Origin of the sequence: Cyanobacterium sp. Dongsha4 (assembly GCF_036345015.1) — a bacterium.
Classification (GTDB): Bacteria; Cyanobacteriota; Cyanobacteriia; order Cyanobacteriales; family Cyanobacteriaceae; genus PCC-10605.
In genome coordinates, this window is the sequence record NZ_CP084098.1 from 459887 (window position 1) to 474341 (window position 14455).

Below are 14455 nucleotides of genomic sequence, written 5' to 3' on the forward strand. Positions count from 1 at the left end.
ACTTCTTATTAGATTAATCTTAAGAAATTAGAGAGCGTTACCACGAGGTAATACTTCTTCAGGGAAGACAAATCTTTCATGAGGTTGATCTTGAGGTGCCATCCATGCACGTAAACCTTCATTTAATAAGATGTTTTTGGTATAGAAAGTTTCAAATTCGGGATCTTCTGCCGCTCTTAACTCCTGAGATACGAAGTCATAAGCACGAAGGTTAAAGCCTAAACCAACAACACCGATCGCACTCATCCATAATCCAGTTACAGGAACGAATAACATGAAGAAGTGTAACCAACGTTTGTTAGAGAAAGCAATCCCGAAGATTTGAGACCAGAAACGGTTAGCAGTCACCATAGAATAGGTTTCTTCTGCCTGAGTAGGTTCAAAAGCACGGAAAGTGTTTGCTTGTTCACCGTCTTGGAATAAGGTGTTTTCTACTGTTGCACCGTGAATAGCACAAAGTAAAGCTCCTCCTAACACCCCTGCAACTCCCATCATGTGGAAAGGATTAAGAGTCCAGTTGTGGAATCCTTGGAAGAACAAGATGAAACGGAAGATACCCGCAACACCGAAGCTAGGTGCAAAGAACCAGCTAGATTGTCCTAAAGGATACATTAAGAATACACTTACAAATACAGCGATAGGAGCAGAAAATGCGATCGCATTGTAAGGACGAATACCCACAAGACGAGCAATTTCAAACTGACGTAACATGAAGCCAATTAAACCAAAAGCTCCGTGTAATGCTACGAAAGGCCATAAACCGCCGATTTGACACCAACGGGTGAAATCTCCTTGAGCTTCAGGACCCCATAAGAATAATAAGGAATGTCCAAAAACATCCGCAGGAGAGGATACAGCAACGGTTAAGAAGTTAGCACCTTCTAAATAGGAACTAGCTAAACCGTGGGTGTACCAAGAAGTAACAAAAGTTGTACCAGTTAACCAACCACCCAAAGCTAAATAAGCACAAGGGAAAAGAAGGATACCAGACCAACCAACGAATACAAAGCGGTCTCTTTTAAGCCAGTCATCAAGGACATCAAACCATCCTCTTTCCGGCACACGTCCGACTGCAATGGTCATAAAATAAACTCCGAATGAATATAATTACAACAACGTTTTTTGTTTCTCAAGTCCAAATTACTGGTAAAATCAGTTTAAAATGACTTACTGAGAAAAGTTTACTTTTCTTAACGTTATATTTATAGTACCATTCTATGGGAAAAAATCAAAATTTGACAACTCATTTGTTAAAAAAAGATTAAAAATATTAAAATCGGTTAAGCTAAAATTAGAGCCTATTTGTAAGATTACACTGCAATTATTAACATGATTACAATTGATTTATTAGTGAGATATATTCCCGTTCCTTTATCTGTAGAAAAAAAAGAAGAAAGTGAAGCTCAAGCCCTTTACAATCAAATTGTTGAAGCCATGAAAAGCTCGGAAACTCAAATTGTGGAACTCACTTGCGATAAACAAACTGATAAAAAAATTGCTGTTATTAGTGATCAAATTACGGGAGTAGTAATTTCTCAGAAAGACGGTACAAGTAAGGGTAATAATGTACCCGGATTCTTTGCCGCCCTTGCCGAGAAGTAAGTTGAGTACATAGTTTAAGGTTATACTTTTAAGGTCTTCGGGTGTTGGGGTATTAGGGAAAATTTTTTGATTCTACATTCTAAATTTTTATTTTGAGTAAATCAGATATTGCGATCGCAGTTGAAAATCTCAATTTTTCTTGGAGTCCACAAGCATCGGTGTTAAACTCTTGTAGCCTTTCTGTTCCAAAAGGTGAATTGTGGATGTTACTGGGAAATAACGGTTGTGGTAAATCTACTTTATTGAGATTATTGGCGAATTTATTAATTGCCGATGAAGGTAATATTTATACCGATTCTCCTCTCGGCTTTGTCTTCCAAAATCCAGATCACCAGTTAGTAATGCCAACTGTAGCCGCAGATATTGCCTTTGGCTTAGTTTCGGAAAAATTGAGCTTATCTCAGATTAAAGTAAGGGTCAAAGAGGCCCTCTGTGCCGTTAATCTCCTCGAATTACAGGACAGACCTATTTATGCCCTCAGTGGTGGACAAAAACAACGTATAGCCATTGCAGGTGCGATCGCACGTCATTGTCAGGTATTATTATTAGATGAACCGACAGCATTATTAGATCCAGATACTCAAATAGAGTTGGTTGCCCTCGTCCAAAAAATTGTCAAAGAAAGAAATATTACGGCGTTATGGGTGACACATCGTCTCGAAGAGTTAAATTATGCAGATGGTTATTTTTTATTAAAAGAAGGTAAAGTAGTATCACAAGGAAATCCGAGGGAATTGTTTAAGAATTAGTGGCAATTGTTACGACTTCAAGATTAAATTTTTGTTAAAATCTACCATTATGACAGCACCAAAAATTAATCTTAGTAAAATATATATGCAAGGAAATGAATGCTACTATCTCTCAGGCTATCTTATTAGTGGATGGCTACAATGTCATCGGTTCATGGGCTTACCTCCAGAGTATAAGAGACCAAAAAGGCCTTGAATACGCCAGAAACTCTTTAATTGAAAGTTTAATTAACTATTCTGGTTACAAAGAGTTAGAAACAAAAATAGTTTTTGATGCCCATTATCAAAAAACTGTTAAAAACGAAGAAAAATACAGTAAAAGTCTTTCTGTTCACTACACATCATATTCAGAAACGGCAGATACTTATATAGAAAAATTTTGTGCTTCTTTTGTTCGTCAAAACCCAGAAAGTCGCACAAGGATAATAGTTGCAACATCAGATCAAGCTCAACGTCATACTGTAGTAGGTTATGGGGCAGAATGGATGTCTGCTCAAAAACTAGCCAAAGAAATTGATTTTACAAGTATAAGACAGAAAAAAAACTTACGTTATCGACCAAAGTCTCAAAGTCGTTTTCTGTTCAATTCCCTTGATAGTAAAACTCAACAGGCATTGGTGAAGATGAGATTTGGAGGTGAATAAAGAAAATTTAGCCAAAATCGTTGAATTATTCTATTAAGACTGTTATGATAGTATTTGGTCTTAAGCGGACGTGGCGGAATTGGTAGACGCGCTAGATTTAGGTTCTAGTATCTCTGATGTGAGAGTTCGAGTCTCTCCGTCCGCATTCTAAGAGTTTTTATAAAAACTGAAACTGTTTGTACAGTAACAAATTATTTGTCATCGATCACATATTAACTCGATAGAATAGATGCTTTTTGTGGTTAAGATTTTCTAGTTACCATATAAACCTTCTTGAATAATAATAATTCCTTAAAATATAAGAAATTAGCACTCTTGCTTCTTCTCTCTTTTCTTTTTCCTATCTCCACTAAAATAGAAGAGAAATTATTTATTTTGAAGAAATATGACAGTTGCTCAGAGTAGTTCTATCTCTCAATTTTGGCAGGAGACTTTTGCTCTAAACAAACGTTTATTCATACAGTTAAAACGTCGTCCTTCAACCCTTGTAGCGGGTGTAATTCAGCCTTTTATGTGGTTAATTTTATTTGGGGCATTATTTAGGGGTGCACCTCAAGGATTATTTGGTAATGATCTTAATTATGCTCAATTTTTAGCTCCGGGTATTATAGTTTTTACTGCTTTTTCCGGAGCATTGAATGCAGGTTTACCTGTAATGTTCGATCGAGAATTTGGTTTTTTAAATCGTCTTTTAGTTGCGCCTTTAACCTCTCGTTTTTCCATTGTCATGGCTTCGGTAATTTATATTATTACTCTTAGTCTAATTCAAACCGCCGTAATCGTCATTGCTAGTGCCTTTATTGGTGCTGGTTTGCCCAGTTTTGCTGGACTAAGTGCGATCGCACTTATTGTCTTTTTAATCGTTTTAGGAGTTACAGGGTTAAGTCTAGGATTTGCTTTTGCCTTGCCGGGGCATATTGAATTAATTGCCGTCATTTTCGTAATTAATTTACCCTTATTGTTTGCTAGTACTGCTTTAGCACCATTATCTTTCATGGCAAAATGGTTACAAATAGTTGCCAGTCTCAACCCTTTAACCTATGCTATTGAACCCATACGCTATATTTACCAAAATAGTGATTGGAGTCTTTCTAGTATCGTGATGAATACTCCTTGGATTGATTTTAGTTTAGTTACGGTGTTGTCTATCTTATTTACTTTTGACTTAATTATTCTACTAACTATTAAACCCCTTTTAAGTCGCCGTTTTGCCTAATTCCCTAGATTTTTCATCTCTTTTTTCCAAATGCCAACTCCACTAATTAATTTTTAAATTATCATCAAATTTCAGTGAGTAGGGGGTTTTACCCCTTATAAATACTACTTTTTTTATCCTCATCATCGAGGCTATAATTATATTTATTATCTAAGTTCAAAAGTATAGATTGATGATTAAGCAAGGGGATTTGGTAGAAGTTGAAATCGATGATGTTAGTAGCGAAGGCAGTGGAGTGGCAAGGGTTGATCAACAAGTAGTTTTTATCCCCAATACCGTAACAGGCGATCGCATCTCTAGTAGGATATTAAGAGTTAAAAAGAAATATGCTCAAGGGCAATTAGAAGAATTCAGAAAAAACTCAGCTTATCGTATTCGCCCTCGTTGTATCGTTGCCGATAAATGTGGTGGTTGTCAGTGGCAACATATTAATTATTTATATCAACTACAACTGAAGCAAAATCAAGTAAAAGAAACCCTAACTCGCATCGGTGGATTTGCTGATTTACAGGTAGAAAGCATTATTTCAGGAGAAGACTTAGGCTATCGTAACAAAGTTAACTACCCTCTCGGAATTTCCCACACAGGACAAATTAAAGCAGGATATTATCGTCAGGGCAGTCATCAAATTGTTAACATAAATCAATGCCCTATTCAAGATCAACGTTTAAATCCTCTTCTAGCAGAAATAAAGCAGGATTTACAGCAATTGCAAATACCAATTTATGATGAAAAAACCCATAAGGGTGCATTGCGTCATCTCTGTTTTCGCATTGGCAAAAATACGGGAGAGATATTACTAACCCTTGTTAGTGGGGAATTAAGCGATGATACCATGGATAAACAGGCAGAAAAATGGATGAAACGTTATCCTAATTTGGTGGGAGTAACTCTTAACTATAATCCTCAAAAAACAAACGTCATTTTTGGGCAAAAAACAGAACTACTGGCAGGAAGACCTTATTTAATAGAGCAATTTGCAGGATTAAATTACCATTTAAGAGCAGAAACCTTTTTTCAAGTTAATACTACTGTTGCTGAGGATTTATTGACCGCTATTTTAAATAAATTATCTCTAACAGGAGAAGAAACAGTTCTTGATCTTTATTGTGGAGTTGGTACTTTTACACTACCTTTTGCTCAAAAAGTGAAAAAAGCCATCGGTGTTGAATCTTATTCTCTTTCCATTGAACAAGCCCAAAGAAATGCAGAAATTAATAACATCGACAATGTAGAATTTATAACTGAAACTACAGAAACATTTTTACCTACTTTAGAGACAAAACCAGATTTAGTTATTCTTGATCCTCCCCGCAAGGGATGTCAAACAGAAGTTATTGAATCCTTAAAACAGATCAAATCTAATTTCATCTTATACATTAGTTGTCATCCCGCCACCCTCGCCAGAGATTTACAATTACTTTGTCAAGAAGGAGATTATCGAATTATGTTTGTGCAACCTGCTGACTTTTTCCCTCAAACTCCCCATGTCGAAACTGCTGTTATCTTGACAAGAATATCCCAAGAGGTACACTAATGAGTATTTGAAGAATAAAGTAAAAAGGGCAATGGGCAATGGGCAAGGGGCAAAGGTAAATAGTTGATAATTAATAACTCTTAACTCCGAACCCTGACACCTACCCGATACTCTTAAACCGAACTGAGATTATCTATTATGAAGCCCAAGTTTTAGCACGATTAACCGCTTCTAACCAGCGATCGCATCTTTGTTTTCTTTCATTTTCGGACATTTTTGGCTCAAAAACTTTAGTATCACTTTTAATCTGCTGAATTTGGCTTAAATTATCCCAGTAACCAACTCCTAAACCTGCAAGATAACCAACACCCTTTGCCGTTAACTCAATTTCTTGGGGTCTTTCCACGGGAATACCGAGAATATCAGCTTGAAATTGCAAAAGAAAATTACTTCTTGCCGCTCCACCATCAACAGTTAATAATTCTAAGGGTGTATGGGAGTCTTCTTCTAAAGCCTTTACTACATCATAAACTTGAAAAGCAATACCCTCTAAAGTCGCCCTTGCAATGTGAGCTTTTGTTGTACCCCTGTCTATCCCAATGATTGTACCACGAGCATATTGATCCCAATAAGGAGAACCTAAACCAGCTAAAGCAGGAACAAAATAAACATCTCCAGTATCAGGCACTGAATTAGCTAGGGTATTTACTTCATCAGCATTATTGATGATACCTAAACCATCTCTTAACCATGTAATAGCCGAACCACTAGCCAATATACTGCCTTCTAAACCGTAGGTAATTTCGTTATTAAAACGCCAACAAATAGTTGACAAGAGACTTTTAGCAGAAGGTACTAAAGTTTTACCTGTGGGAGAAATTAAAAAGCAACCCGTGCCATAAGTGTTTTTAGCAATACCTTTATGAAAGCCCGTGTGTCCAAAGGTTGCCGCTTGTTGATCCCCCGCAACTCCTGAAATGGGTATTTGTTCTCCAAAAACTTCTGAAGAAGTGTATGCAACTATACCACTATTATCACATAGTTGAGGTAACATAGATTCGGGAATATTGAACAAATCTAATAAAACAACATCCCACTGTACCTTATTGACATTGAGTAAAAGGGTGCGAGAAGCATTACTAACATCAGTAATATGTTTTTTGCCCCCCGTCAAATGCCAAATTAACCAAGAATCGATCGTACCGAAAGCCAGTTTCCCTTGATTTGCTAGATTTCGAGCGTTTTCGACATGATCTAAAATCCATTCCACTTTACTGGCAGAGAAATAGGCATCTAAAAGCAATCCTGAGCGATTTTTAACCTCTTTTTGTAACTCTCTTTCCTTAAGATTGTCAATTTTTGCTGAAGTTCTTCTGTCTTGCCAAACAATTGCATTATAAATAGGTTTCCCCGTCTCCTTATTCCATACAACTGTTGTCTCTCGTTGATTGGTGATGCCAATACCCTCTATTTGTTTTTTTTCAATATTTCCTTGTTCAATGGCTTTTTCTACCACTGATAAAACAGATTGCCAAATTTCAAGGGGATCGTGTTCTACTTCTCCGGGGTTAGGATAATATTGAGTAAACTCTTGCTGTGCCGAAGAAATAACTTTACCATCTTTGTTAAATATTAATGCCCTTGAACTGGTTGTTCCCTGATCAATTGCCAAAATATATTTATCCATTATAGTTAGCCTTGATTTTATGTTCATTCTTTATGGTAACTATTAATGAGGGTTGATAATGTCAGGGAGGTAGATGTCAAGTGTCAGGTAGCAGATTTCAGGCTTGAATTAATTCTTAATTCTTAATGGCTTACTGCTCATATTTTCCCATTGAACTCAAGCTAAACATAAGGGGTAACATCTTCTTTACACTCATCAGCTAAAAAGGATAAAGAGCGAAATCTTAAACCTACTAACTGTTCATATAGGGGATTTAATTTACACATAGGGGGAATATGAACAATTTTTTTGCCAAATAAAACAATATCACGTTCAAAAGGACATTGAGAAGGTACCATTTTACAAATAAAACGAGCTAATCTAGGATCTTGAACATCCATGTCATCTAACCAGTTTTTAACAGGTTTTAATAAGTCTGGGGGGTGACTTTCTTCTTGGCTTACATCTTCTCTGTCTGGATTCCACAAAGTTGCCTCTAAGGACTTTAACGCTTCAATATCTAAGCCCAAAGCCTCTTGAAAAGCATGAACTGCATCGGCTTCTGATTGGCTATATACCCCATTTGCGATCGCCATCATTACTGCGGTACGTAGGAAATTTTCCTTAGTATTGGGATCATTCCCTAAAGCATCGGCTAATTCTTGAGGGGTAATAGGTTCTAAATCACCTAAATTTGTGTTTGGTGCTAACTCGTCTTGAGTTAAACTAGCAATAAATTCTTTCTCTTCAGGATCAAAGTGACCATCGGCATAGGCAACAGTTAGTAAACCTCGTAACCATGCAGAAATTTGTTGATCATTATATTGATTTAATCTTTCGTTGTTTGTCATCGTTTTGAATAATATTTTGAATAATATTTATTTACATTGAGCAATTGAGGAAAGGGCAAAGGTAATTAATTTAGTTTCCCCCTAATACCCTAATACCCCAATACCTCAACACCCCAACATCTGCAACCTAAACCCCAAGCCCTTATTTCCCCCAGGGCTGTTTCATTCTAAAATTTTCTGGTTAAGGCAGGGAATGGGGAATAGGCAATGGGCAATAGTTTTTAATGGTTTATGGTTATAAATTGATAATCTAAACATTTTTAACTACTTCTTAATCCTCAAAGTTCTAAAACGCTATATTCTTTTACTGGCAATAGTTTTAGCGTTTTTGTATTTCTACTTTGAAACAGCCCTGCCTATTTCCCCTAACATCCTAAACCCTCAAAACTAGGAGGACAATTTTAGGGTTCAACCCATTTACCATCGGCTTTGATGAGATTAATTAACTCTTTTACTCCCTCTGTCTCTGGCACTTTTTTGATTTCTTCTCTACCACGATACAGGGAAATATAACCCGGTTGCTTACCTACATATCCATAGTCTGCGTCTGCCATTTCTCCCGGTCCATTAACAATACAGCCCATTACAGCTATATCTAATCCTGTTAGGTGTTTGGTTGCTTCTCTAACCTGATGTAATACTTCTTCTAAGTTAAATAAAGTACGTCCGCAGGAAGGACAAGCCACATATTCCACCATTGTCTTCCGTAATCCTAAAGCCTGTAAAATGCTATAACAAACAGGAATTTCTTTTTCTGGGGCTTCTGTTAAAGATACTCGGATGGTGTCGCCGATACCTTCTGCTAATAAAGTACCAATTCCTGCTGTGGATTTAATCCTGCCATATTCTCCATCTCCTGCTTCGGTAACTCCTAAATGTAGAGGATATTCCATTCCTAACTCATCCATTCTTTTTACCATGAGACGATATGCCGCCAACATGACAGGCACACGGGAGGCTTTCATGGAAATGACTAGATTACGAAAATCTAAAGACTCACAAATTTTGATAAACTCTAGGGCTGATTCTACCATCCCTTCGGGAGTGTCACCATAGGTAAAAAGCATTCTTTCTGATAAAGAGCCATGATTAACACCGATACGCATTGCTTTTCCTTGTTCTCTTAAGGAAACAACTAACGGTTCTAATGTTTCTTTGATTTTTTCCCCAATTTGGGCAAATTCTTCCGCAGAATAGGAGGTGCGATCGCTGCTTGGTTTTTCAAATACGTATAACCCCGGATTTATTCTGACTTTATCAACGTGTTTAGCCACTTCTAAGGCAATTTTCATTCCATTATGATGCACGTCAGCAACTAAAGGAACAGGCTGATAACTTTGTGCTAATTTAGCTTTAATTTCCCCAACCGCTTTCGCATGGGCAAGACTTGGCACTGTCACCCTAACAATTTCACAACCAATTTCATGTAAACGACGGATAGCCGCAACGGAAGCATCCACATCGAGAGTATCTTCGTTAATCATAGATTGTACTACGACAGGATTGTTGCCCCCAACAGTTACGTTTCCGACTTTGACAGGGCGGGTTTTGCGTCTATGAATAGTCGTATCAAATAAGTTATTGTCTAAATCCCTTAGAGGTTTATCAATAGTTTGCATCGTCTTGCTTTTATGGCTATTATTTATAATCAATTTTATTTTAAAGGACAATGACAGGGTTTTTGATAATAAACCTTTATTCTTTTGCTCTAAGGCAAGTATTTTTCTCTGAGACATTAGGAATAATAACTTTATAATTGTTAAACTTTCTTAAAATATTTTTATAGGGTAAATCTTAACATTATTGACCGAAATTAGATAAATATTTACTATTTTCAATGGTTAGTATTTTTTATCAGTGATTCTACAGTATTTTTTAAGTAAGTGTCTTATATAGCAATGCTATTTGAGTTGTGTTTTTTTTGTTGTAAAAAGCAAAAGTCAAGAGCCAAAAGGCAAGAAAGATTATATATTCGGTGTTTGTTTTCTAATAGATGATTTTTTGTCAATGATTTAGAAGTGCTATATATAAAGAAGAAGATAAATATTCTTTATGCCTAATTCAGCAGATATATAGTTGAAAAAATTGAAAATAATTTAATCTTTAGTATCTCTATTTATCCACAGACAAAAATAAATTACTAGATCTCATTTTTCTTAATTTAGAGTTAATATATTAATTAAGAGGCAGTCAGAAATTTGGAATTCAAGACTGAAATGATAATTATGTTAAAAAATAACTTGAACTGTCATACAAATTCTTTAGGAATTTTTGTCATATTATCGCTTATAAGTATCAATAGTTTAATGGTTGAACCTAGTTTTGCTCAAACTTCCTCACCCATAGAAGAAGATGTATCAATTACGGGAGATTCTTTACAGGGTTTGGATTCTAGCAGTCTTGCTGGAAATCAGTCCAATACTCCAAAATGGGATGTAACCGTTGAAAGAGAAAAAAAACAACCCAGTTTTAGTACGGGGAATGAATTTTTTGACTCTTTATTACAAAAGCAATCTGAACCTACCAAAACTTCTACAGAGGAAAAAATTAACACAAATAAAGGTGATGTTCCAGTTAATCAAGGAGGTACAATTCCTTTATTTAATTTCTAACAGAGATTAGTTATTCTTAATTAAAAAATTAAGCCCACTTAGCTATACTTCTGTTTGAGAGAACATTGTTGGGTTGCAGTGGGTAAGAAGCGAGAAATAATAGGCTAAAGTGAGAAAAATTTATTTTCAATTTTTGCTGATAGCTTGATAGCTAATTATTAAAGATTTCTGCGTCTTTCAGCAAGGGAGCATTTTTATCTTTTTCCGAAAGAATTGGAGTTTCTTTTAAATTCCAGTTAAGGGCAATTTCTGGATCATTCCAACGAATTGATCTATCATGTTGTGAGCTATAAAAATTATTGGTTTTATATAAAACATCAGCAGTTTCAGAAAGCACTAAAAAGCCGTGAGCAAAACCTTCTGGAATCCAGAGTTGTTTTTGGTTTTCTGCACTCAGTTTAACGGCAACCCATTTTGTAAAAGTTGGGGATGATTTTCTTATGTCAACTGCTACATCTAATATTTCTCCGTTAATTACTCTGACTAATTTGGCTTGTTTCTGTTGTACTTGATAATGTAATCCTCTTAAGACATTTCGTTGAGAATGGGAGTGATTATCTTGAACAAAGTTGGGATTTAAGCCTGTTTTTTCTTGAAAAGTTCGAGCATTAAAACTTTCATAAAAAAAACCTCTATCATCTTGAAAAACTTTAGGTTGAATGATGAAAACTTCGGGGATTTCAGTAGTGATAATTTCCATAACTTTTCTTTTTTTATATGTTTTTTATATGTATGAAATTTGTTGAGTTTTCGAGAGCAAAAAATACTTTGCACTTATTGCCCAGATTTTTAATTAATAAAGACTTCTACTACTTTACTTAAACCAACGGAATTAGATGCTTTAAATAAGATACGATCGCCTTCTTGTGTTATATTTTGTAAAGCGGAAATTAAATTTTTATGGTTGCTATAAATTTGTGAAGGAATACCATTTGCACCTTCAGCAATTTGTTTTGTTGCTTCTTCATCGGCTAAAATTAAGACTAAATCAAGGTTTAAATCTTTTATGGTTTCTCCTACCTGACGATGTAATATAGGGGCATAATCTCCTAATTCTTTCATAGTTCCTAATACTGCTATTTTGCGTTTTCCATCAGTTTGGGCTAGAAGTTTTAAAGAAGCCAACATAGATTCATAACCAGCGTTATAGGTTTCGTCTAACACCAGAATATCATTGGCTAGAGAATAACGTTTTGCTCTTCCTTTTGGTAAATTAACCTCTATGCCTTGTTGTAAAGGAGTTAAATCTAACCCTAAAACTTTAGCTGTAGCTATTGCTCCTAAATAGTTTAGGGCATTATGTTCTCCGAGTAAAGGTAATGGATAAAGTTGATTATCTACTTTAAGGGTGGAGTCGTTGATTAATTCTCCCAAAAAATTTCCCGATTTCAAACCATAGGTAATAGTTTCTCCTGTCCAAACTTTTGTTGCCGTTGATACTAATAAATCATTATCTCCATTAATAATTGCGACTCCTGAATTATCCATATTTGCTAGTAATTCACATTTTGCTTCGGCGATGGCTTCTCGTGAACCAAGTAAACCGATATGAGCAGTTCCTACATTCGTAATTACACCGATATTTGGTTGGGCAATTTCAGTTAATAAGGCAATTTGCCCTTTTCCCCTCATTGCCATTTCTATAACAGCATAATTATCGTTTTCATCTATTTGTAAAAGAGTTTTTGGGACACCAATTTCATTATTATAATTGGCTTCTGTTTTTAGGACTTTTCCTTGTGTTTTTAAAACAGCACTAATTAATTCTTTTGTCGTTGTCTTTCCTACTGAACCAGTCACACCAATAACTGGTAATCCTAAATTTTGCCGCCACCATTGAGCTATTTTTTGATAGGCTTCAAGAGTATTTTTTACCTGTAAAATGGGAAAATTTTTGTTAATTAAGTTACTATATTTTTCATTAACAATAGATGCGATCGCACCTTTCTCAAAAGCATTATCAAGGAAATCATGACCATTAAAGTTTTCTCCTTCTAAAGCTAAAAAAATTTCTCCTCTTTTTAAAGTACGAGTATCGGTACTAATTCCTACACAATTTTCTGCTAAAATCTGAGAAGAAAAAGAAGAACATTTAGCCTCAGTAATTTCACGTACAAAATCGACATTTGCAAAAGTTTTCATAAAAAGAAAATATAAAAAATCAGTAATTTAAACGATATGAAAAATAACCATTTATATTAGAATTTTAATTAGAGGTAAAAATATATGTACCTAAAATTCTTCAAAAAATAATTTAAACAAAAATATATCACATCATGAACTGCCGTGAATATCAACTCTTTATCAAAACGCCAATACAACAATATTATAGGGGATGAGCAATACCTCTATGATCATTTGCTAGAGTGTGTTAAAACTAAATCTCCTCAGCAAGTATTGGATAGATTCAGACATTTATTTATTCAGGCAAGAAATTACGATGATCAAAAAGTATTAGAAGTTTTAGCCAAATTAATTGCCAATAAACGAGCAGAATTAAATTTTTCTTCCGTATTGAATCGTTGTTGCCATATTCTTATCAATATGTGGCAGTTAAACCCAAAAACTCAAACCTTTATTGTCGAGTTAGTTGAACTATTCGACTATCTTCCCTCTGGAGTAGGTATTGGTAAATCTTATTCTAGTCGTATGGTGCAGTTGGTTAGACATTTTTTAACCACTGATTACTATAAACAAATTCAACGTCTCGCAGTTATTATTGGTGAGAATCAAGAACGAAAAAATAACCTCATTCCCACAAAGCCGAAACAAGAAACAGTGGGAAACCTAATTACTCGTTATCCTTACTTGTATGATCATTGTCTATTAAGTGTTGACAGTAGTTCTGAACAACAACAAACTGTTTATCAAGTCAAAAATCAACTAGAGAAAAAATTTGAAACGGAATTATCGCAATTTGTGACTTATCAAATTAGGGTAGCACAAGCAGGTAGAGAAAAAATGGCACAACAGGAAAGAGAAAGAATTATTAAACCTGTTACTAATCCTACTCTATTAAGTGACAGAGATTTAGGAAGAAGTTTGAAACATTATGTAGGACCTGTGGAAAATGGCTATTCCTATCAGGATTTATCTCGTAGTTTTTTAACCCATACTAGCGATGTGCGTAATTATCAATTATTCAAAGATGATTTATATGAATATATAATACAATCTGTGGATGGTAAATATGGCAAACATAGTTTTAACAAAAGACTTTATGACAAAATGCAAGAGTTGTATCCTAAATATAATCAAGCCAAACCCGACGAATTTTTAAAAATGCGTACCTATAGTCAGGTTTTTAATTACCTCATTGTCGAAAGCCCTCAAAATCCAAATCACTTAGTGTTTATGGATATGATTAGTAATATGGGAACAACAAAAACCATTGGCTTAATGTTGAAGTTAGTCTTAGTTTGCAGTAAAGTCAAACCATACTTAGAAAAAAGATTTTCCATCTTATTTAATCACTACGAGTCTTTCACCAGAGAAGGTGCTGGTTGGTTAGTTAGAAGTTTAGAAAAAGTCCATGTAGCTTTTAGTGTTAATTTTGGTAATGTTGATATGTCTTTCTTGAAAAGAATTTATGTCAAAAATTAACTTCCGTGACAAATTATCCTTAGTAGGGTTATTTG

13 protein-coding genes and 1 tRNA gene are annotated in these 14455 nt (G+C 35.1%); 8 read left to right on the forward strand and 6 right to left on the reverse strand.

Features of this window, described 5'->3' with window-relative positions:
• Positions 1-27: 27 nt before the first annotated feature.
• The gene (psbD, locus tag Dongsha4_RS02020) at positions 28-1083 is read right to left on the reverse strand and encodes a photosystem II D2 protein (photosystem q(a) protein) (RefSeq protein ID WP_330204114.1); all 1056 of its coding nucleotides are present in this window, start codon (positions 1081-1083) and stop codon (positions 28-30) included.
• A gap of 246 nt (positions 1084-1329) precedes the next feature.
• Between psbD and Dongsha4_RS02025 the strand changes: the two genes are divergently transcribed.
• The 6 genes from Dongsha4_RS02025 (at position 1330) to rlmD (ending at position 5748) form a co-directional block, all read left to right on the forward strand.
• Positions 1330-1602, forward strand: a complete 273-nt coding sequence (locus Dongsha4_RS02025; RefSeq protein WP_330204115.1) for a hypothetical protein — start codon at positions 1330-1332, stop codon at positions 1600-1602.
• Between the two features lie 92 nt (positions 1603-1694).
• Positions 1695-2351 carry an energy-coupling factor ABC transporter ATP-binding protein gene (locus Dongsha4_RS02030; RefSeq protein WP_425590773.1) on the forward strand — a complete coding sequence of 219 codons (657 nt, stop codon included), beginning with the start codon at positions 1695-1697 and terminating at the stop codon, positions 2349-2351.
• Between the two features lie 95 nt (positions 2352-2446).
• Entirely contained in the window at positions 2447-2995 is a 549-nt protein-coding gene (locus Dongsha4_RS02035) for an NYN domain-containing protein (RefSeq protein ID WP_330204116.1), read from the forward strand.
• Between the two features lie 64 nt (positions 2996-3059).
• Positions 3060-3140, forward strand: a tRNA-Leu gene (locus tag Dongsha4_RS02040).
• 240 nt (positions 3141-3380) lie between these two features.
• Entirely contained in the window at positions 3381-4211 is an 831-nt protein-coding gene (locus Dongsha4_RS02045; RefSeq protein WP_330204117.1) for an ABC transporter permease, read from the forward strand.
• Positions 4212-4386: 175 nt separating this feature from the next.
• Positions 4387-5748, forward strand: a complete 1362-nt coding sequence (gene rlmD, locus Dongsha4_RS02050) for a 23S rRNA (uracil(1939)-C(5))-methyltransferase RlmD (protein ID WP_330205375.1) — start codon at positions 4387-4389, stop codon at positions 5746-5748.
• 136 nt (positions 5749-5884) lie between these two features.
• Here rlmD and glpK read toward each other — a convergent pair whose 3' ends face one another.
• From glpK to ispG, 3 genes are all read right to left on the reverse strand, one after another.
• Positions 5885-7375 (reverse strand): glycerol kinase GlpK, encoded by a 1491-nt coding sequence (gene glpK / locus Dongsha4_RS02055; protein ID WP_330204118.1) that lies wholly within the window; start codon positions 7373-7375, stop codon positions 5885-5887.
• Between the two features lie 161 nt (positions 7376-7536).
• Positions 7537-8205, reverse strand: a complete 669-nt coding sequence (locus tag Dongsha4_RS02060) for a Mo-dependent nitrogenase C-terminal domain-containing protein (protein ID WP_330204119.1) — start codon at positions 8203-8205, stop codon at positions 7537-7539.
• A gap of 401 nt (positions 8206-8606) precedes the next feature.
• Complete coding sequence (ispG, locus tag Dongsha4_RS02065; protein ID WP_330204120.1) at positions 8607-9824, reverse strand: (E)-4-hydroxy-3-methylbut-2-enyl-diphosphate synthase; 1218 nt, start codon at positions 9822-9824, stop codon at positions 8607-8609.
• Between the two features lie 687 nt (positions 9825-10511).
• Here ispG and Dongsha4_RS02070 point away from each other — a divergent pair.
• Complete coding sequence (locus Dongsha4_RS02070; protein WP_330204121.1) at positions 10512-10817, forward strand: hypothetical protein; 306 nt, start codon at positions 10512-10514, stop codon at positions 10815-10817.
• Positions 10818-10968: 151 nt separating this feature from the next.
• Here Dongsha4_RS02070 and rfbC read toward each other — a convergent pair whose 3' ends face one another.
• Together rfbC and Dongsha4_RS02080 are read right to left on the reverse strand one after the other, a co-directional pair.
• Positions 10969-11517 (reverse strand): dTDP-4-dehydrorhamnose 3,5-epimerase, encoded by a 549-nt coding sequence (rfbC, locus tag Dongsha4_RS02075; protein WP_330204122.1) that lies wholly within the window; start codon positions 11515-11517, stop codon positions 10969-10971.
• Between the two features lie 89 nt (positions 11518-11606).
• Complete coding sequence (locus Dongsha4_RS02080) at positions 11607-12959, reverse strand: UDP-N-acetylmuramoyl-tripeptide--D-alanyl-D-alanine ligase (protein ID WP_330204123.1); 1353 nt, start codon at positions 12957-12959, stop codon at positions 11607-11609.
• Between the two features lie 144 nt (positions 12960-13103).
• Between Dongsha4_RS02080 and Dongsha4_RS02085 the strand changes: the two genes are divergently transcribed.
• Positions 13104-14420 carry a hypothetical protein gene (locus Dongsha4_RS02085; RefSeq protein ID WP_330204124.1) on the forward strand — a complete coding sequence of 439 codons (1317 nt, stop codon included), beginning with the start codon at positions 13104-13106 and terminating at the stop codon, positions 14418-14420.
• Positions 14421-14455: the final 35 nt, after the last annotated feature.

Bases quoted from the DNA above. Each gene is read 5' to 3' on its own strand.
- psbD (WP_330204114.1), bottom strand. From the start codon at position 1,083: ATGACCATTGCAGTCGGACGTGTGCCGGAAAGAGGATGGTTTGATGTC.
- Dongsha4_RS02025 (WP_330204115.1), top strand. From the start codon at position 1,330: ATGATTACAATTGATTTATTAGTGAGATATATTCCCGTTCCTTTATCT.
- Dongsha4_RS02035 (WP_330204116.1), top strand. From the start codon at position 2,447: ATGAATGCTACTATCTCTCAGGCTATCTTATTAGTGGATGGCTACAAT.
- Dongsha4_RS02045 (WP_330204117.1), top strand. From the start codon at position 3,381: ATGACAGTTGCTCAGAGTAGTTCTATCTCTCAATTTTGGCAGGAGACT.
- glpK (WP_330204118.1), bottom strand. From the start codon at position 7,375: ATGGATAAATATATTTTGGCAATTGATCAGGGAACAACCAGTTCAAGG.
- Dongsha4_RS02060 (WP_330204119.1), bottom strand. From the start codon at position 8,205: ATGACAAACAACGAAAGATTAAATCAATATAATGATCAACAAATTTCT.
- ispG (WP_330204120.1), bottom strand. From the start codon at position 9,824: ATGCAAACTATTGATAAACCTCTAAGGGATTTAGACAATAACTTATTT.
- Dongsha4_RS02070 (WP_330204121.1), top strand. From the start codon at position 10,512: ATGGTTGAACCTAGTTTTGCTCAAACTTCCTCACCCATAGAAGAAGAT.
- rfbC (WP_330204122.1), bottom strand. From the start codon at position 11,517: ATGGAAATTATCACTACTGAAATCCCCGAAGTTTTCATCATTCAACCT.
- Dongsha4_RS02080 (WP_330204123.1), bottom strand. From the start codon at position 12,959: ATGAAAACTTTTGCAAATGTCGATTTTGTACGTGAAATTACTGAGGCT.